Annotated in this window: 21 protein-coding genes; 9 read left to right on the top strand and 12 right to left on the bottom strand. The window is 51.7% G+C overall.

All coding sequences use genetic code 11. The annotated features are described in order from the left end of the window. Position 1 precedes the first annotated feature (1 nt). From Q397_RS22840 to Q397_RS0115425, 4 genes are read left to right on the top strand one after another with little or no spacing between them, the layout of a single operon-like run. Positions 2 to 499: a hypothetical protein gene (locus Q397_RS22840; protein ID WP_051610123.1), complete on the top strand. Its 498-nt coding sequence runs from the start codon at positions 2 to 4 to the stop codon at positions 497 to 499. Next, positions 496 to 963 carry a hypothetical protein gene (locus Q397_RS0115435; RefSeq protein ID WP_028880194.1) on the top strand — a complete coding sequence of 156 codons (468 nt, stop codon included), beginning with the start codon at positions 496 to 498 and terminating at the stop codon, positions 961 to 963. Before Q397_RS22840 ends, Q397_RS0115435 begins: the two co-directional genes overlap by 4 nt. 10 nt (positions 964 to 973) lie before the next feature. Beyond that, entirely contained in the window at positions 974 to 1951 is a 978-nt protein-coding gene (locus Q397_RS0115430) for a hypothetical protein (RefSeq protein WP_028880193.1), read from the top strand. Then, the gene (locus tag Q397_RS0115425; protein WP_028880192.1) at positions 1951 to 2595 is read left to right on the top strand and encodes a hypothetical protein; all 645 of its coding nucleotides are present in this window, start codon (positions 1951 to 1953) and stop codon (positions 2593 to 2595) included. Before Q397_RS0115430 ends, Q397_RS0115425 begins: the two co-directional genes overlap by 1 nt. On the opposite strand, the gene Q397_RS0115420 is transcribed toward Q397_RS0115425, so the two are convergent. Next, positions 2578 to 3789: a TIGR03862 family flavoprotein gene (locus tag Q397_RS0115420; protein WP_028880191.1), complete on the bottom strand. Its 1212-nt coding sequence runs from the start codon at positions 3787 to 3789 to the stop codon at positions 2578 to 2580. The two genes, Q397_RS0115425 and Q397_RS0115420, sit on opposite strands and share 18 nt — an antisense overlap. A gap of 218 nt (positions 3790 to 4007) precedes the next feature. Here Q397_RS0115420 and Q397_RS0115410 point away from each other — a divergent pair, with 218 nt between their 5' ends. After that, on the top strand, positions 4008 to 4715 hold the full coding sequence (locus Q397_RS0115410; RefSeq protein WP_051610122.1) for a Crp/Fnr family transcriptional regulator: 708 nt from the start codon (positions 4008 to 4010) through the stop codon (positions 4713 to 4715). Positions 4716 to 4794: 79 nt separating this feature from the next. Further along, positions 4795 to 6471 (top strand): hybrid sensor histidine kinase/response regulator, encoded by a 1677-nt coding sequence (locus Q397_RS0115405; RefSeq protein WP_028880188.1) that lies wholly within the window; start codon positions 4795 to 4797, stop codon positions 6469 to 6471. Between the two features lies 1 nt (position 6472). Here the strand turns inward: Q397_RS0115405 and Q397_RS0115400 are convergent, their stop codons facing one another. After that, positions 6473 to 7300 carry an LOG family protein gene (locus Q397_RS0115400; protein ID WP_028880187.1) on the bottom strand — a complete coding sequence of 276 codons (828 nt, stop codon included), beginning with the start codon at positions 7298 to 7300 and terminating at the stop codon, positions 6473 to 6475. A gap of 116 nt (positions 7301 to 7416) precedes the next feature. On the opposite strand from Q397_RS0115400, the gene Q397_RS0115395 reads away from it, so the two are divergent. Continuing rightward, positions 7417 to 8274 (top strand): transporter substrate-binding domain-containing protein, encoded by an 858-nt coding sequence (locus Q397_RS0115395; protein WP_028880186.1) that lies wholly within the window; start codon positions 7417 to 7419, stop codon positions 8272 to 8274. On the opposite strand, the gene Q397_RS0115390 is transcribed toward Q397_RS0115395, so the two are convergent. Genes Q397_RS0115390 through Q397_RS0115355 form a run of 8 tightly spaced genes read right to left on the bottom strand, consistent with a single transcriptional unit; the run spans position 8271 to position 14107 of the window. Continuing rightward, positions 8271 to 8747 (bottom strand): molybdenum cofactor biosynthesis protein MoaE, encoded by a 477-nt coding sequence (locus Q397_RS0115390; RefSeq protein WP_028880185.1) that lies wholly within the window; start codon positions 8745 to 8747, stop codon positions 8271 to 8273. The genes Q397_RS0115395 and Q397_RS0115390 overlap by 4 nt on opposite strands. A 3-nt stretch (positions 8748 to 8750) precedes the next feature. After that, positions 8751 to 9002: a molybdopterin converting factor subunit 1 gene (moaD, locus tag Q397_RS0115385; protein ID WP_028880184.1), complete on the bottom strand. Its 252-nt coding sequence runs from the start codon at positions 9000 to 9002 to the stop codon at positions 8751 to 8753. After that, positions 9002 to 10261, bottom strand: a complete 1260-nt coding sequence (moeA, locus tag Q397_RS0115380) for a molybdopterin molybdotransferase MoeA (RefSeq protein WP_028880183.1) — start codon at positions 10259 to 10261, stop codon at positions 9002 to 9004. The genes moaD and moeA overlap by 1 nt, the downstream gene beginning before the upstream one ends. Beyond that, positions 10258 to 10767 carry a molybdopterin-guanine dinucleotide biosynthesis protein B gene (mobB, locus tag Q397_RS0115375; protein WP_038014224.1) on the bottom strand — a complete coding sequence of 170 codons (510 nt, stop codon included), beginning with the start codon at positions 10765 to 10767 and terminating at the stop codon, positions 10258 to 10260. The genes moeA and mobB overlap by 4 nt, the downstream gene beginning before the upstream one ends. A gap of 10 nt (positions 10768 to 10777) precedes the next feature. Beyond that, a complete protein-coding gene (pgsA, locus tag Q397_RS0115370) occupies positions 10778 to 11338 on the bottom strand; it encodes a CDP-diacylglycerol--glycerol-3-phosphate 3-phosphatidyltransferase (protein WP_028880181.1) in 561 nt (186 codons plus the stop codon). 9 nt (positions 11339 to 11347) lie between these two features. Further along, positions 11348 to 11974 (bottom strand): LysE family translocator, encoded by a 627-nt coding sequence (locus Q397_RS0115365; protein WP_038014223.1) that lies wholly within the window; start codon positions 11972 to 11974, stop codon positions 11348 to 11350. A gap of 16 nt (positions 11975 to 11990) precedes the next feature. Then, on the bottom strand, positions 11991 to 12920 hold the full coding sequence (locus Q397_RS0115360) for a glycosyltransferase family 9 protein (RefSeq protein ID WP_038014221.1): 930 nt from the start codon (positions 12918 to 12920) through the stop codon (positions 11991 to 11993). Next, positions 12920 to 14107: a glycosyltransferase family 4 protein gene (locus tag Q397_RS0115355; RefSeq protein ID WP_028880178.1), complete on the bottom strand. Its 1188-nt coding sequence runs from the start codon at positions 14105 to 14107 to the stop codon at positions 12920 to 12922. Before Q397_RS0115355 ends, Q397_RS0115360 begins: the two co-directional genes overlap by 1 nt. A 46-nt stretch (positions 14108 to 14153) precedes the next feature. On the opposite strand from Q397_RS0115355, the gene Q397_RS0115350 reads away from it, so the two are divergent. Then, a complete protein-coding gene (locus Q397_RS0115350) occupies positions 14154 to 14936 on the top strand; it encodes an alpha/beta hydrolase (RefSeq protein WP_028880177.1) in 783 nt (260 codons plus the stop codon). Positions 14937 to 14964: 28 nt separating this feature from the next. On the opposite strand, the gene Q397_RS25020 is transcribed toward Q397_RS0115350, so the two are convergent. Beyond that, entirely contained in the window at positions 14965 to 15135 is a 171-nt protein-coding gene (locus Q397_RS25020; protein WP_156950742.1) for a hypothetical protein, read from the bottom strand. A 225-nt stretch (positions 15136 to 15360) separates the two neighbouring features. On the opposite strand from Q397_RS25020, the gene ahcY reads away from it, so the two are divergent. Beyond that, positions 15361 to 16767, top strand: coding sequence for an adenosylhomocysteinase (gene ahcY / locus Q397_RS0115340; protein WP_028880176.1), 1407 nt, complete (start codon positions 15361 to 15363; stop codon positions 16765 to 16767). Positions 16768 to 16840: 73 nt separating this feature from the next. On the opposite strand, the gene hppD is transcribed toward ahcY, so the two are convergent. Continuing rightward, positions 16841 to 17917, bottom strand: a complete 1077-nt coding sequence (gene hppD, locus Q397_RS0115335; RefSeq protein ID WP_028880175.1) for a 4-hydroxyphenylpyruvate dioxygenase — start codon at positions 17915 to 17917, stop codon at positions 16841 to 16843. Between the last annotated feature and the right edge of the window lie 114 nt (positions 17918 to 18031).

The following is an 18031-nucleotide window of genomic DNA, read 5'->3' as shown; positions in this document are numbered from 1 at the left end:
AATGAAAAACGCCCTTCATCTGGCCGACAGCGGGTCACGCGCCTTAAGTTATTTGTTGGGCGCCCTTTGTCTTACATTGGCAGCCGCCGTTTTTGCAACGTCCCTTGCCCCTGCTGCGATTGCTGAATGGACACTAGAAGTGTTCGGTCTATCTTTTATCGGTCTGTTTTCTGCCCTTGTCTTTATCAGTCTTTTTGCGTGGGTTCGCCTAGGCCAACGCCCGCAGCAGACGGATTTCTGGTTAGAAGTCGGATTGCATGGGGCAAACGGTGTCTCGACACTGGCGCTCACCTTCACCTTGTTGGGGATCAGCTTGGGCATCGGCACGTTGGCAGAACAAGATCTGACGCCGGATACCGTGCAAGCCATCATAGGGGATTTGACCAAACATTTTTCGCTGGCGTTTTTAACGACCGTGGTGGGCTTGCCGACAGCCGCGGTGTTGCGGGCCTTGCTTTCCATTTCTGTTGAAGCGCGTAAAATCGGAGGACGGTTATGAGATATCTTGTCTTTAATGTGGCGGTGTTTTTAGCGCTGGCTTATCTGATCGTGGGGAAAGATCAAACGGAACCGCGCCTGTCCACCCTTCCGGCGACACAAGAGATTGCGCCCCTGCAGGCTGTTGAAAAAGAAACCCCGCCGCCCACACCGCGCCCCATTGCGAAGGTCACCCCGAAACCGATGGCGCCTGACCCTCAGGTCCAAAAAGTTGAGCCTGTGGTGGAGAAGGTGCAAGCCCCACCGCCACTGCCCAAAGCGATTGAGGTTGTAAAGGTGGAACCCAAAGCCGCACCGTCTCGCGCAACGGGCAAAGTGCAAGAACGAGACGAGGTGGTCGCTGAGCCTGTTGCCCCTGTCCCGAGCCAAGAAACCGTGCTTGTCGATGCCAAAGAACGCTCCAAGCAGTTGCGCGAAATGGTCGCGGATATGGAACGGATGTTCGCGGAAAAAATGACCCGATAGGGGATATCAGATGAAACCTGTGCCCTCACATACTCTGTCTTGTGCTGTTGCCGTCTTGTTTGCCTGCTGGATCATCTGGTTGTGGGTCACCCCTGAACAGGTGGAAGAAAGGGTGCAAGAGGATCAAGCTACCGAGCAGGTGCAGGTAAAACCCGCTGATGCCGCGCCCTCGGTGCCAACGCCAGAGCAGGTTTCTTTTGTTCTCCCCGCCCCACCTGCTGTTCAAGTGGTGGCCCCAGCTCCTCAACCTCAACCAACCCCAGAGCCGGAGGTGGTGAAAGCGGCGCCTGTACAACAGCCCGCGGCGCAGTCTGTTGCCCCCAAAGTCGCGGCTAGGGTTGAACCTGTGAAGCTGGAAAAAACGCTGCCGCCTCAACCGACCCCGACCAATGTAAAACCGCAGCCGACCAAGGAAAAGCCGATTGAGGTTCCCCCTGCATTGGAAGTGACGGTGGCCCAAACCGCAGGGGGGCGGGCCTTGTTGCGGGTGTTGGAACATGGCAAAGGTCCGTTGATCGAGATCGCATGGCCCAAAGAGGAACGGGCGCGCGAGGCGTTACATCAAATCTTTAAGGCCTGTTTTGGGATGGAGAATGCGGTGATGGATGCCAAAGGGGATTTATATCGCACATCCGAGGCACGCGGTCAGCGCTGGGAAATTAATCTGGATCGCTACAGTGGCTTTCTGCGCGAGGCAAGCGGGAGCCTGCCGCGTTCAGAACAAGGGATTAGACAGGTGGTGAAACGTCATCATGGCGGTTTGGGGGCGGCAGGCTTGGTCCGCATCTTCCCGCGCAAGGTGGATGCGTCTTTGCTGGGGGGATTACAGGCGATGGTCGGACCGCAGTATATGCAGGCGAGGTCCATTCAGGCGCGCTATGTGCAGGTAAATGGTCAGGTGCTGGTGCGTGATATTTTCGTCGATGGGGTGGCGCGCGAAGGGGTAATTGCGCTCTCACCAACGAGACGATGTCGCGGGAGGGCGTGATGAGAGTGGCTTTGTTCATGAGTGTGATTGTCCTGTTGCTGACCGGTTGCGTGACAGCCCCATCCTATAAAAAAGCGGGGGCGACAACCGAGCCGATGCAGGCGGGGGACGTAAACTATAAACTTTCCGGCCTTTATCACCGTGATCCCCCCGATTGCGTCAGTGTGTTTGAAAGTGATGCCCCGGATCAGCCTGTAATGGGCAAGGCGCTGTCAGTTGCGCTGGCGCGTCATCTGGGGGAGAAAGTAGATCGCGTCATTTTCCCGCGTGTGCGCGCCCGTATTGCCCAGCAGCAAGGCTATGATTTAAATGATGCGACAGATCGGGCACGCTATGCCAGCCATACCCGTTGCCGTTTTTATGCCCGTGCAGTTTTATATGATTTAGGCGATGATTATGTCGGGGTATTTGCCAAAAAACAGGTAGGGGTGATGGTCCAGATGATGCGCATTCAGGATGAGGAACCTGTCTGGCAGGCTGCCCATACGGTTTGGCGCGCGGATGGCGGGGTGCCAACTTCGCCGCTGGCGCTGGTTGGCGGTGTTGCCCAAGCCGCGATGTTTAGCGCGGATGAGGAAATTATCCCGTCCTTGATTGATGATGCGATGCGCCGGATGATGCGCACCTTACCCCTTGCGTCTTAGCCAGTCTTCCATGCCAAGGGCAGCGCGTTTCCCCGTGGCAAAACAGGCGGTTAGCAGGTAGCCGCCGGTCGGGGCGTCCCAGTTGAGCATCTCCCCAGCAAGGAAAAGGCCGGGGTGATCTTTTAACATCAGTCCTTCATCCAGACCGTCAAAGTCCACCCCACCGGCGCAGCTGATGGCTTCGTCAATGGGGCGCATTCCGTTTAATGGGAGGGGCAGGTCTTTGATGGATCGGGCCAGTTTGGATAGATCGGTGAAACTGTCTTTATCCAGTACTTCTCGTAAAAGCGCGATTTTGACAGGCGGCAAGTTGGTGGCGCGCTTGAGATGGGTTGAAAGCGACTTTGACCCTTTCGGGCGTGTTAAGGCTTGGTGTAACTGCTCTGCGCTCCGATCAGGGCTGAGATCAACATAAAGGGTCGCGGTGTTGTGTGCTTCCAGCTCAAGCCGTAAGGCGCGGCTATGGGTATAGATAGCGGAGCCTTCAACACCAGACTGGGTGATGACAAAGTCGCCTTTTGTCTGGTTTTCCCCCACCCGTAAGGACACGGATTTGATGGGGCTGCCTGCAAACTTCTCGAGAAAATGCGGGCTCCAGTCTCTCAGGAAGCCACAGTTTGACGGCTTAAACGGCGTGATCTGAATGTCTTTGGTCGCAAACGGTGCCCGCCACGCGCCATCAGATCCCAGTTTCGGCCAACTGATGGCGCCCATCGCAAAAAGGACCGCATCAAAACTATCGCTGCGTGGGCCATTTTGGGTGTCAAAACTTAAGGCCTCGCCATCCCATCCGGTCCAGCGGTGACGGACATGGGTGGTGAGCCCATGGGCTTTTAGGTGGCGCAACCAGCTTCTTAGCAGCGGTGCGGCTTTAAAATCGGTGGGGAAAATGCGACCAGAGCTGCCGACGAAGGTTTCAACGCCTAAAGCGGTTGCCCAATTACGGATATCTGCTGGCGTAAAACCATTGACGGCTTTGGTGATTTCGTTATTGTCATCGTGATATCTGCTCAGGAAATGTTCCAGCGGCTCATTGTGGGTCAAATTCATACCGCTTTTGCCAGCCATAAGAAATTTGCGACCCAGTGACGGCATGGATTCGAAAAGATGAAGATCGAAACCTTTGCCGACAAGATGATGCGCTGCCATTAACCCGGCAGGACCGCCGCCTATAATTGCAATTTTTTGCTTCATTGATCGCACAAACTAAAAGAGAGGATGGCTCGGGGGGACCATCCTCTCTATAGGGTCAAATTCCGTCGATGTCTAGGGGTCGAACCGACGGAATGGGAGGCTTCTCTTAAGGGCAATAGAGAAGTTGCTATTATATTTACATGGCGGTTCTGGATTATCTGTGAGCTGGTTCACAAAGATGATATTTTTATTAAAAAGATTTAAAGAAGGCGATTAACATGGTGTTTCACGACAAAAAAGCATTGCTGGCAAACAGTGATTTGTTAGGGAGTCTGGACGATGACATGCTGGATAAGCTGTTGTCCATGATCGTCACGCGCAAGCTTGATAAAAATGAAACCCTGTTTGTCAAAGGCGATCCGGGGGATAGTTTTTTTGGGGTGCAGCAAGGAAATATCAAGATTGTCACCACCTCCCCGAACGGGAAGGAAGTGACGCTCAATATCATCGAGGAAGGCCAGTTTTTTGGGGAAATTGCCATGCTGGACGGTTTGGACCGCACGGCTGACGCAATTGCCATGTCAAAAACAGAACTGCTGGTGATTCAGCGGCGGGACTTTATCCCATTTCTGGAAAAGCATCCTAAGTTGTGTATTCAGGTGATGCAATTGTTGTGTCATCGCGTGCGCCTCACCAGTGAAATGGTCGAGGATGCCGCCTTTTTGCCATTGGACGGGCGATTGGCAAAACGTCTGCTTAATCTGGCGGATCTGTATGGGGAAGATCAGCCGGGCGGTGGTGTCTTGATCGGATTAAACCTGCCACAACAGGAACTTGCCCGTATGATGGGCACATCGCGCGAAAGCGTGAATAAGCAGCTGCAGGTCTGGCGAAATAACGGCTGGATTGAATTGGCGCGCGGAAAAGTCACGATTAAAGATCATGATGCCCTGCAAGGGGTGTTGGATGATGCAGAACTGGAATAAAATTTTAGGTTATTCTTGCGTCGCCTGTTGTATTCTTTAGAGTGATTTTATCAGTGACTGAAAGTTGAAATGATAAAAAATGTTGGCGGCACAAAAAACAAAAAATGAAAAAGCGCGTTTAGCAGCTTTATGTGAATTGAATGTCTTAGATACCCCGAAAGAAGACCGGTTTGATCGGATCACCCGGATTGCACAACAATATTTTAAGGTGGATATTGTTCTGGTCAGTCTGATTGACGTCAATCGCCAGTGGTTTAAATCCTCACAAGGGTTGGATGTTGCGCAAACACCAAGGGATGTTTCTTTTTGTGGGCATGCTATTCAGTCCACTGATCTTTTTATCATCCCTGATGCCCATAAAGATGAGCGTTTTGCGGATAATCCGTTTGTCACCGGTGCCCCCTATGTGCGCTCTTATGCCGGATATCCCGTCAAAGCACCGGGTGGGGAAGTGGTCGGGACTTTATGTTTGATCCATCGAGAACCCCGGGTGTTGTCGGATGTGGAAATGCAGACATTATTTGATTTGGGCAAGTGCGTAGAAGTCGAATTGAAACGTACGCACTTGCTTAAATTGGAAGCGGACGCACGCCATCTGGCAGAAATGGCACGCGAGGCCAGTGCGGCAAAATCGGAATTTCTGTCCAACATGTCGCATGAACTGCGCACCCCCCTCAATAGCATTTTAGGCTTTGCCCAGTTGTTATTGATGAGCCAACGCAATCCACTGGATGACCGTCAAAGCAAGCATGTTGCCCAAATTGCAGAAGGTGGGCAGTATTTGTTGAACTTGATCGACGGCTTATTGGATTTGGAGAAGGTGGAAACCGGAAAAATCCATTTTAATGTCGTGAACGTTATGGTGCAGGATGTGCTGGATGATTGCGTGTCCCTGATCGAGACGAACGCCGAGAAGTCCAACATTCAGGTCTTTGCGCCGGGTCAGGAAACTGATTTGATGATTCAGACCGATCCGATCCGTTTAAAACAGATGCTGTTAAACCTGTTGTCGAACGCCGTGAAATATAACCGCGAAGGCGGGGAGGTTCACCTTGAGTTGGAACGGGGGGAACAAGACGGTTATTTGCGGTTTAAAATCAGCGATACCGGACAAGGGATTGAAATCGATAAGCAACAGAATGTCTTTGTCCCCTTCAACCGCTTGGGGGCAGAGCGCAGTTCTGTGGAAGGCAGCGGGATCGGCCTTGCTTTGACCAAACGGATTGCAGAGGCCTTGGGTGGGCAGGTTGGTTTTACCAGCGTGCAGGGTACGGGCAGTAGTTTCTGGATTGATTTACCCGTGGATAATCTGGATGGATTGGCGCAGGCGGCTGTCTGTGTGGCAGGCGGGCAACCCGCAAAGACATCTAGGAGCGAACGCAACCGCCAAATCTTATATGTGGAAGATAACTCTCAAAATGTCTTCCTCATGCAGGGGATTTTGGAGGAGGTTGAGGGGATAGAGCTGAAAGTCGCCTCCAGTGCGGAGCAGGGGATGTTGATGATTGATCAGATGAAGCCCGATTTGCTGTTAATGGATATCAACTTGCCGGGCATGAACGGTTTTGATGCCCTTAAGCAGTTAAAGGATAATCCGAAGACGAAAGACGTGCCGGTGATCGCCATTAGTGCGCACGCTATGGATTTATCTATACAAAAAAGTCTCGAAGCCGGCTTTTCTGATTATGTGTCAAAACCCATAGACGTTCGCAATTTGTTAAGTGTGATTACCAAGCACATCCCGTCCCAACACTAGGTTAAGGGGCGGTGGCTTGGCTTCGGGCCATTTCTGTCAGGGCGTGTTTTTCAAGTTCGGTGGTGATGTAGGTGTAAGCTTCATCCACACTATCGGTAAATATGAAGAGATCGAGGTCTTCTGGACTGATGGTGCCGTATTTGACCATGGCGTCCAAGTTCATCACCTCGTTCCAGAAGTCTTTGCCAAAAAGAACCATCGGCAGTTTTTTGCTGACCTTGCCCGTCTGGATCAGAGTCAGGCTTTCAAAAAATTCGTCCATAGTGCCAAACCCGCCGGGAAAGGTCACAATCGCTTTTGCCAGATACATGAACCAGAACTTCCGCATGAAGAAGTAACGAAATTCAAAGGAAAGCTGACGAGTGATGTAGGGGTTCTGGCTTTGCTCAAAGGGAAGGGTGATGTTGAACCCCATGTTCAGCCCCTTGGCTTCTGAGGCACCTCTGTTACCTGCTTCCATAATACCGGGACCGCCGCCCGTACACATGACAAAGCGTTTTTCATGACCTTCAAGGTTTTTAGACCATTCTGTCAGGCGACGCGCAAGGCAACGGGCATCTTCGTAATAGCGCGACATTTCAAGGTCGATTTCGGCGCGGCGTACATCACCATTGTCTTTTCGGGCTTCCTGCAATTTCGCCTCGGCGACGTCCTTGGGGAGCAGGCGTGCGGACCCCAGAAAAACGATTGTATCTTCTACGTTGTGTTTTTCGAAACGGGCATCGGGTTCCAGATATTCGGACAGGATGCGCAACGGGCGGCCTTCTCTTTCTTCGATGAAGTGGGAGTTGAGATAGGCCTGAACCGGGGGATAAGGAGAGTCTACCATTTTTACCTCTTTGAATGATTTTAACTAATATATTGTATTTATTGATAAAATTACAAGGTTGAAACATATGACAGAATGATTAAATATAGGTGTGAATTGATAGGTAGAATAAATTTATGGTTTTACGTCTGGGGATTTTGATCGTTTGTTTTTGTGCAGCTGTGGCGGCACAAGCTAAAGACGTAGTGACGTGGCATGTCAGCCATTTTCCACCGGTCAATATTATGTCTGGGCCATTTGAGAATGAAGGCTTTGCGGATAAAACCCGTAGCTTTTTTCAACGGAACTTGATGGAGTATTCCCATCAGGACGTGACCCAGGGCTATGCGCAGAGTATGGAAAGCGCAAAGGCGGGAACCGCTTTTTGCCGTGCTGATATGTTAAAGACGCCGGAGAGAGAGAAAGTTTTTTATTTTTCCCAACCGGTCTATTTCACAAGTGGGCGGCGGCTGTTGGTATCAAATGACATTTTCTTGCAGACCCGTGGCTTCGCCAACAAAAACGGGGATGTGCGCTTTTCCGATCTGTTGGGACAGCCTTGGGCCAAATACAGTTACGTAAAAGGGCGCGTTTATTTCCCGACGGAGCAAGAGGCGCTGAAGATCTATCGTGACAAGCATCCAGAACTTGCCAGTGAAAATAGCTACGAGGCCTTTAATTTGCTGAAGCGCGAAGAGGCGAATATGATGATCCTCTACCCTTTTGAATATGGCTATTACTTGCGTTTGGATGATTTGGCGCCGAGCCATCGGTCGTTGCAGTTGGCGGAGATGGAGCCGTTCTCCTACGCGTATTTTGCCTGTTCTAAAACGCCGAAGGGCAAGCGGGTGATAGAGGCCGTCAATAGTATCGTAAAGAAGGAAGAGGACATTTATTCCTGGCTTTATTACTATAAGGAATGGGTGTCCCATGAAGAATGGCAGCGGATTAAACGGTTCTTCTATAAAGTGACAACGAATTATAACGAGAATTAAGACCCGGCTGACGGATCCCACTTCTGGGCGGCGGCATCATCCGCCTCGCGGGCGTCAACCCAACTCCCTTCGCCTTTCTCATCCTCTTCTAGTTTCCAGAAAGGGGCTTTGGTTTTAAGGTAATCCATCAAAAATTCGCACGCTTCAAAGGCGGCTTTGCGATGCGCGGAAGCCGTGACAACCAGCACAATATTTTCCCCCGGCTCCATGCGTCCATAGCGGTGGATGATCAGCACATCTTCCAAAGGCCAGCGGTTGCGCGCGATCTCTTCAATCTCTTGCAGCTTTTTTTCTGTCATGCCCGGATAATGTTCAAGGGTCATGGCACTGACGCGGGTTGCATCGTCCTTGGTATGTTGAAAATCACGCACAAGTCCGACAAAGGAACAGATGCCGCCAATGGCCGTGTTCCCGTTGGATAGGGCATTGATCTCAGCCCCCACATCAAAGTTTTCTGCTTGCACGCGGATCATGTCTTATCCTCCGGTCACGGGCGGGAAGATGGCAAATTCATCGCCCTGTTTTACAGGGTCATCCATGTTGGCGTAATCTTGATTAACGGCGATGCGGATGACTTTATCTTCCCCCAACGCAGCAGCGTAGGCACCGCCTTTTTCGCGTAGCAGATCAAGGACATCGGCAACGGTTACGACGTCGTCCGGCAGGGTAATCTCTTCTTCTGCGCAGCCGATTGTGGTGCGTAACCACGCGAAATACAAAATCTTCATTATTGGCTAACCTCGCTGTAAGGGATGAACGTGACCAGATCACCGGGTTTAATCTCACGCGGGCTATCCGATATTTCCACCAGCCCGTCGGTTTTAACCATGGAGGTGAGAATGCCGGATCCCGTGGTATGGAACAGGTCGACCACTGGCCCTTGATCGGTGTCTTTCAGATAAGCGCGCTGCCACTCATAGCGCCCGCCCTTGTGGGACATTTCAAAAGCCGCGGGCACTTGATAGGATCGTGTCGAGATGTCTGTCCGACCAGAAAACCCCAGCAGCATGGGACGCGCGATGGTCATAAAGGTCACAAGGGTTGCCACGGGATTGCCGGGCAGGCCGATAAAGGGCTTGTTCTTGATCTCCCCCAACGCAATCGGGCGACCGGGCTTGATGGCAATGCGCCAGAAGTTCACTTTCCCTAACGCGTTGACCGCTGATTTAACATGATCTTCTTCCCCCAAGGAGACGCCGCCGGAGGTAAAGAGCATATCATGGCTGTCTGCTGCCTGATCCAAGGCCGTTGTGATGGTCGCAAGGTTATCGGGCAGGATGCCAAGGTCCGTGACCTCACAGCCGAGATTTTCCAGCATGGAAAGGACGGTGTAGCGGTTGATGTCATAGACGCAGCCGATGGGGAGAGGCTGGCCTGCATCGCGGATTTCATCACCCGTTGAAAAGACGGCAACTTTCAGAGGGCGATAGATACACAGATCTGTCAAGCCAACGGAGGCGCAAATCCCGATATCAGCAGCGCGTAATTTATGACCTTTTTTCAAGATCACATCGCCGTCTTTGATATCTTCTCCCTTATGACGAAAGTTGGCCCCCTTCTTGTGGGCTGCGCCTTGGGGAAAGGTGACGAAACCATCTGCTTCCACTGCATTTTCCTGCATCACAATAGTGTCAATGCCGTCTGGGATGGGGGCGCCTGTAAAAATACGCAAGGCTTCCCCACGTTGGGCTGCGCGTTCTAGCGGATGACCTGCGGCGATGCGGGCGGTGACGGGTAAGCGGGTTTCACCATCCGTTGCGAGGTCATCGAAAAAGATCGCATAGCCATCCATGGCAGAATTATTGTGCGGCGGGACATCTTGGCGCGCGATGACACCTTCGCCTAATATTTTGCCGCAGCAGTGGCGCAAAGGCAGAGTTGTGGTGCCGACCCGTGGGGTGATGGTGTCGCGGATTTTGGCGCGGGCTTCCTCCAACGGGATCATTTTACCCGGCGTGGCAAAGCAACTGTCAAACACACCTGTCATGATTTTGTCTCCAGTTTCAGGTGAGACAATATAAAGCGCGCAATGGCGTCAATGTCATTGAGGTCGATCAAGTGCTTGGGTGCACAATCGATTTTCTCGTCACTGGCAACCGCCAGGATGGTGTCATCATCGGGCCAAAGCGGCGCGCGTCCGTATGATGGGCGATGGATCTCGATCTTAGGGTGGTTATGGAACTTAAACCCTTCTACAAGGATCAGGTCCACAGGCGTCATATGCCGGAGCAGGTCTTCGATCTCAGGCTCTTTTGAATCGCGCAGTTCATGTAACAACGCCCAGCGGTGGGAAGACGCCAACATGACTTCTTCGGCACCGGCTTCGCGCTGGCGATAGGAATCTTTGCCCGGTTTATCCACATCAAACTGATGGTGGGTGTGCTTGATGGTAGAAATGCTCAGACCATGCGCGCGAAGCGCTGGAATGAGCTGTTCCAGAAGGGTTGTTTTACCGCTGCCGCTTTTACCGACAATACCAAAAATATTTCTCATGATGGATAGTTTAATCCACCATATGTTTTAGTCCAGTGCGTAAATAGTCATAGCCCGTCAACAGGGTCAAAAGCGCCGCAAGCCACAGGCCGACATAGCCAACCGTGATGGTTTCCGCGACCCAAAGATACGGGCCAGCGTTGCCGACGATCAAAAAGCCCAAGGCCAGCATCTGAATGGTGGTTTTCCATTTGGCAAGCAGGGTCACAGGTACGCTGATTTTGGTTTCGGCCAAAAATTCGCGCAAACCGGAGACAAGCAGTTCACGGACCAGAATGATCCCGGCTGCCAACACGTGGACACCTTCAATAGGACCAAAGCCGATCAGCATGACAATCAGGGTCGAGATCAACAACTTGTCCGCAATCGGGTCCATGAATTTGCCAAGGGCGGACTGCAGGTTCATGCGCCGTGCGAGCCAGCCGTCAAAGAAGTCGGTAATACAGGCATAGACGTACAGCGAAAAGGCCATCCAGTTGCCCGCTGGTTCGCCGACCATATAAAGTCCAACAAGGACAGGAATGATGAGAATCCGCGAGACGGTCAGGATATTAGGTACATTCCAAAGCATGGGAAGGTCTTATTGCTCCTGCTCGGTTAGGGCCAGTAGAGTGGCGAAAATCAGGAACATTGCCCCTGTCGCATGATTGATTTTTTGTTGCAGCGCCGCGCCAAAATTGCGTGTGCCGACAAAGTGGCCTGCCGTCCCATAAATCCACGCGGATAATATTTCTGTGCAGAGGAACGTCACACCGATAATGGTGAACTGTTGCAGATAATCCCCTTCGGTGGAGATAAACTGCGGCAGAACTGCTGTCATGATCAAGATGGCTTTCGGGTTGGCGGCTGCCAAGACCAGTTCTTTTTTCACTAAGGGGCGCAGTCCGGTATAGGCGGGCTTTTCACCTGCATTGGACAATAGCGAGTCATCGCCTTTGTTGAAAAAGAGTTTAATACCAAGATAGGCGAGGTAGGCAACACCGCACCATTTAATGATCTGAAAAGCCGTTGCCGAGGTTGCCAGCAAAATACCCAAGCCGCCTGCAGTCACGATGATCATGACGGTAAAGACCATGACACGACCGATACTTGCTTTTGCAGCGACCATGGGGCCAAAACGCATCCCGTAGACCACGCTCATAAAGTTGTTGGGGCCGAAGGTCAGGGATAGCAAGATTGATGCAGGGACGAAGAATAACCAGTCCATAAAAGTTAGCATGGGCTTACTCGATTGCTTGAATGACGCTCTCGACGTCTAAATCATTTAGACTGTCTTTGCGTACTATCGTTACATTCGGCCCTCTTTGTCCACATAATTCTGGGTCAGAGGCTTTGGAATACAACACCACGCTGCGACATCCGGCCAGTGAAATGATGTGCATGGGGCCGGTGTCATTGCCAATGGCCACATGGGCTTTTTTGGCAAGGGCAGCAATCTCTAAAAAGTCTGTCTGGCTGGACAGGTCATAAACGTCGGGACAGCGATCCAAAATCTCGTCCAGCACTTCACCTTCTTTGGCGGTGCCAAGCATGACAGGCTGGATATTGCGTTCCAGCAGGGCGTGGGCGAGTTCGGCATATTTTTGCGCAGGCCAGCGTTTATCCGGGCGGTGCGGTGCGCCACCGGGGACCAATAAGGCAAAATGAGTGTCGAGATCAAAGCGCGATAGGTCGGCATCGGCCCAGCTTAAGTCGGGCAGGGGTGTCTTGAAGATGCCCGCCATTTCCAGCTGTTCAGCTTGACGATCAATGGTGTGCATAAAATCGCGTTTCAGGTTGGCATGGGGGTGTGAGCAGCCACGCGCAATGCCCGACCATTTGACATTGCTGCCCATGAGCTTGAAATAGCCGGACGAGCGATCAGAGGTTTGCAGATCGTAAACGCGATCAAAGTTGCCGCTTTTGAGCTGTTGGCGCAGTTTCAGGGTCCGGCGCACTTGCCACGCTTTCGGGCGGATATCCTGCCAGACGGCGTCAAAATAGCCGCAGGCTTTCCCAAGGGGGGCATAAGGTTTCGTTGTCAGCAACGTGATGTGGGCAGTGGGGTGATGATCCCGAATGGCTTTCATCGGACCCAAAGCTTGCACAAAATCGCCAAGCGCACTGAGCTTGATGACAAGAATACGTTCTTGCTTGTCTTGAGAATTGGACATTATGACCCGAGTGTTAGGACTTCATTATAGACTTCGAGGGTTTTTGCGCACATGGCTTCTTTGGAGAAATCCTTGCGGATATGCTCTTTGGCGCGTGCCGCCATTTTTTCGCGCTTTTCACCACTGAGGGCCAAGCCCTTGGCAATGGCTTGTGCCATGGAGTCCGCATCACCGGGGATGCAGAGCCACCCGGTTTCGTCTTCGATGACAGTTTCGCGCGCACCGCCATGGTTGGTGGCGACGACAGGGCGGCCCATGGCTTGGGCTTCACAGACCACGCGACCAAAAGCTTCTGGATCGGTGGAGGCGGAAACGACAAGATCGGTCAGCATGTAGGCGGTTGGCATGTCGGTACATTCATCAACAATGGTGATCACGCCTTCAAGACCGTTTTCACGGATCTTGCGTTCCAGCAGTTTGCGATACTCCACACGGCCCTGATCCGACCCGATCAGCAGGCAGCAGATATCTTTGCGCCCCAGTTTGGCAATGGCGTCAATAAAGACCAATTGACCTTTCCAGCGGGTCAAGCGACCGGGCAAGGCGATGACGGGCACGCCGTCGGGGATATTCCATTGTGTTGAGAGCTTCACCAGACGTTCTGCGGTCACTTTTTCCGGATCGAAGCGGAACATGTCCACGCCCCGATGGATCAAGCGAATGAGCTCACGGCGCACGCCATAAATTTTACGCATATGTCCGGCAATAAAGCTGGAGATGGCGATCACGCGGTCACCTTTGGTCATCACGGAATTGTACCAGCGTTTAAACGGGTTGCCGTGGCTGTAAGTGCCGTGGAAGGTTGTGATGAACGGTGTATTGGTGCGTTTGGATGCCCAATAGGCACTCCATGCCGGGGCACGCGAGCGTGCATGGACAAGGTCTATACTTTCCTTGCGGATAAGCTCAGCCAGACGCGTTGCGTTTTTGCGCATCACAAAAAAATTTTTAGACTCAACCGGCAGGGTGATATGTTCTGCCCCGACGCGGGTCAGTTCATGGACCATGGGGCCACCAGAAGAGGCCACAAGCGCACGACCGCCTGCGTTGACAATGGCTTCCGCCATTTCGATGGTGCCACGTTCCACACCACCCGTGACCATCGCAGGCAAGACCTGCAAGACGGTTGCGCGGCGACTAACGGGATCTGGGGTTTGCTGTGTCCTAGAATTGATGGTATCACTCATGCGTTCAAATCTTATTTTATAATTAGTTATTTTATGGTTTTAACTGATGACAACAGAAATTCCTACTGGAAAAAACGCCCCCTCTTTTTTGACGCAGCAAAACGGGGATAAAATCGCCTACCATTATACAGAAGGTCGCACGCCCGGCGTGATCTTCCTGCATGGGCTCATGTCCGATATGGATGGGGGAAAAGCACTGGCCGTCGAAGAGTTTTGTAAAAAACGCGGCAATGCTTTTTTGCGCTTTGACTGTCAGGGCCATGGTTTGTCCGATGGCGCGTTCAAAGATGGGACGATTGAACGCTGGTCGAATGATACGGTGGATATGCTGGATCAGGTTGCCAAGGGGCCGCAAATCCTGATCGGGTCGAGTATGGGCGGCTGGAACATGATCTTGTCTGCCCTAAAACGCCCCGATCGCATCGCAGGTTTGATCGGGATCGCGGCAGCACCGGATTTTACCGAAGACTTGATGATGGAAGATTTGACAGCGGACCAGCATAAATTGGTGCAGGAACAGGGCTATGTGGAAATCCCATGTGATTATGGGGATGAGCCTTATGTCATTTCTAAAGTTTTGTTGGAGAACGGGCGGGAAAATCTTGTCTTGCGAAAACCGATCCCTCTCGATGTCCCCGTGCGTTTGTTGCATGGTAAAAAAGACGACGATGTGCCGTGGCAGACGGCGCTGCGTCTCGAGCAGATGCTGACTTCCGACGATGTGGAAATCACCTTTATTAAAAACGGCGATCACCGCCTCAGTGAAGAGCATGATCTCGATCGTTTGACCCGCACGCTGGATGCGCTGTTGAAACAGATTGAAAACTAACCTTCATCCCTTATTTGTATAAGTCTGGTCAGGTCGGGGTGTCACGTCGCAGCTGTTGAATGTAGATCAAGGTGCCGAGCCATTGGTTTTCATAGCATTCGCGGATGGCATCCTCGTACCCGATGGCGTTGACGAGGCGCTGGGCAAACTCGGCTTGATAGTTGACGTTGCGATAGGTGCGTCTGTGGTGCTGTGTCATGGCCTTATCCTCCTTGGCTCTTAGAAGGATATCAAATTGGTATTACCAATTTCTTAAGTGATCTGGATAAGAAAATGCAACGTATGAGAAAATACTACTTGATAAACATATAAAGATTTCTTTATATTGCGATCAACGTTATGAGAGGCATGCTGGCAAATCTGTCGGTAGGCTTGAATTTTGAACATGCTGTCAGACGCAGCAAAAAAAGTGGAGAAACTCATTATGGGTGAATTTACAGACTATCAGGTTGCCGACATCAGTCTCGCTGAGTGGGGCCGTAAGGAACTGAACCTCGCAGAAGCTGAAATGCCGGGCCTGATGGCGCTGCGCGAAGAGTTTGGTGCTTCCCAGCCGCTGAAAGGCGCAAAAATCGCAGGTTCCCTGCACATGACCATTCAGACAGCTGTTCTGATCGAAACATTGATCGCGCTGGGTGCAGAAGTGCGTTGGGTGTCTTGTAACATCTTCTCGACACAGGATCATGCAGCGGCTGCAATCGCGGCGGCTGGTATCCCTGTTTTCGCACACAAAGGCGAAACACTGGAAGAATACTGGGACTTCACACACCGCCTGTTCGCATGGCACGATGGGTCTGCACCGAACATGATCTTGGATGACGGTGGCGATGCGACTTTGTTGCTGCACCTTGGCCAAGATGCAGAAAAAGACCTGTCCGTTTTGGACAACCCAAGCTCTGAAGAAGAAGAAGTTCTGTTTGCAGCGATCAAAAAACACATCGCGATTGACCCGCAGTGGTACACAAAAGCGGCTGCTGACATCATGGGCGTGACAGAAGAAACAACAACAGGCGTTCACCGTCTGATCGAAATGGCGCGTAAAGAAACTCTGTTGTTCCCGGCGATCAACGTGAACGATTCTGTCACCAAATCCAAATTCGACAACAAATACGGTTGTCGTGAGTCTCTGGTTGACGGCATCCGTCGTGCAACGGACGTGATGATGGCAGGTAAAGTTGCTGTTGTATGTGGCTACGGTGACGTGGGTAAAGGGTCTGCTGAATCTCTGCGTTCTTGCGGTTGTCGTGTACTGGTGACAGAGATCGATCCGATCTGTGCCCTGCAAGCGGCGATGGAAGGTTTTGAAGTTGTGACGGTTGAAGATGCCCTGCCGGAAGGCGACATCTATGTCACCACAACAGGTAACTTCGATATCATCCGTAAAGAACATATGGAAGGCATGAAGGACGGCGCGATTGTTTGTAACATCGGTCACTTCGATAACGAAATCCAGATCGCTGCCCTGAAAAACTTCAAATGGACCAACATCAAGCCGCAGGTTGACCAAATCGAATTCCCGGATGGTCACAAGATCATCATGTTGGCTGAAGGTCGTCTGGTTAACTTGGGTTGTGCAACAGGTCACCCATCTTTCGTGATGTCTGCCTCTTTCACCAACCAGGTTTTGGCGCAGATCGAACTGTACAAGAACAATGCTGATGGCAAATACAAAAAAGACGTTTATGTCTTGCCGAAGCACTTGGACGAGAAAGTTGCTGCCCTGCACCTTGAAAAGCTGGGCGTTAAACTGACGAAACTGTCACAAGCACAAGCTGATTACATCGGCGTGCCGGTGAACGGTCCGTTCAAGCCGGATGCATACCGTTACTAAGATTCGGTTTGTCCGTTGAATAGAAAAGCCCCGCAGGTGACTGCGGGGCTTTTTTCGTTTTTACGGGGGCGCGTTAGTCTTTGCCAACCACGCCGCGTTCCACTTGGTCGCGCTCAATCGATTCAAACAGGGCTTTAAAGTTGCCTTCGCCAAAGCCTTCATCTTTTTTGCGTTGAATAAATTCAAAGAAGACCGGCCCCATCAGGGTGTTGGAGAAAATTTGTAAAAGTAATCTCGGGTCACCTTCTTGGGTGGAGCCATCCAACAGGATGCCGCGTGTTTTGAGTTCTTCCACAGGTTCCCCGTGACCGGGTAAGCGTTCTTCCAACATGTCGTAATAGGTTTCGGGTGGCGCAGTCATAAAGGGCACGCCGCGTGCTTTTAATTTATCCCAGCAGGCGATCAAATCGTCACACAACAGGGCGATATGCTGGATGCCTTCCCCGTTAAAAGCCATGAGATATTCTTCAATCTGACCACTGCCGCCAGCGGCTTCTTCATTCAGCGGGATGCGGATTTTACCGTCCGGGGCGGTCATGGCCTTGGACTTGAGGCCGGTATATTCACCTTTGATGTCGAAGTAGCGAATTTCTTTAAAGTTAAACAGCTTCTCATAATAGTTCGCCCAAAAATCCATGCGACCGCGATAGACGTTGTGCGTTAAATGATCGATGACATAGAAGCTACATCCTTCGGGGTTTCTGTCCACACCGTCGATAAATTCAAAATCAATATCGTAGATGGAGCTGCCGTCTTCGTAGCGATCGATCAGGTAAACAGGTGCCCCGCCGATGCCTTTAATGGCGGGCAGTTTGAGTTCCATCGGCCCTGCGGGGATATCGAGGGGCTGGGCGCCAAGTTCGAGCGCGCGATTATAGGCTTTGTGGGAATCTTTCACCCGAAAGGCGAGGCCGCACGGGGCGGGGCCATGTTCTTCGGCAAAATAGGCCGCGAGGCTGTGTGGTTCTTTGTTCAGGATAAAGTTGATCCCGCCTTGACGGTACAGGTCCACATTCTTGGATCGGTGGGTAGCGACTTTGGTAAAGCCCATCATTTCAAAGACGGGTTCAATCACGTTGCTTTCTGGGCTTGCAAATTCCACGAACTCGAAGCCATCCAATCCCATTGGATTGTCGAATAAATCAGTCATTTTGTGTACTCCACATAGAGAATCAGTATTTGTTTGAGGCAAAACGGATCACTGTGGGGGCGCGTTCGACACCCCTCTGTGGCTTTTGGATAGACGTTGTGCAATGGTTAGATA

This window comes from Terasakiella pusilla DSM 6293 (assembly GCF_000688235.1).
GTDB classification, from domain to species: domain Bacteria; phylum Pseudomonadota; class Alphaproteobacteria; order Rhodospirillales; family Terasakiellaceae; genus Terasakiella; species Terasakiella pusilla.
Note: the sequence above shows the minus strand (reverse complement) of the source record. Positions and strands in the feature narration are given on the sequence as shown.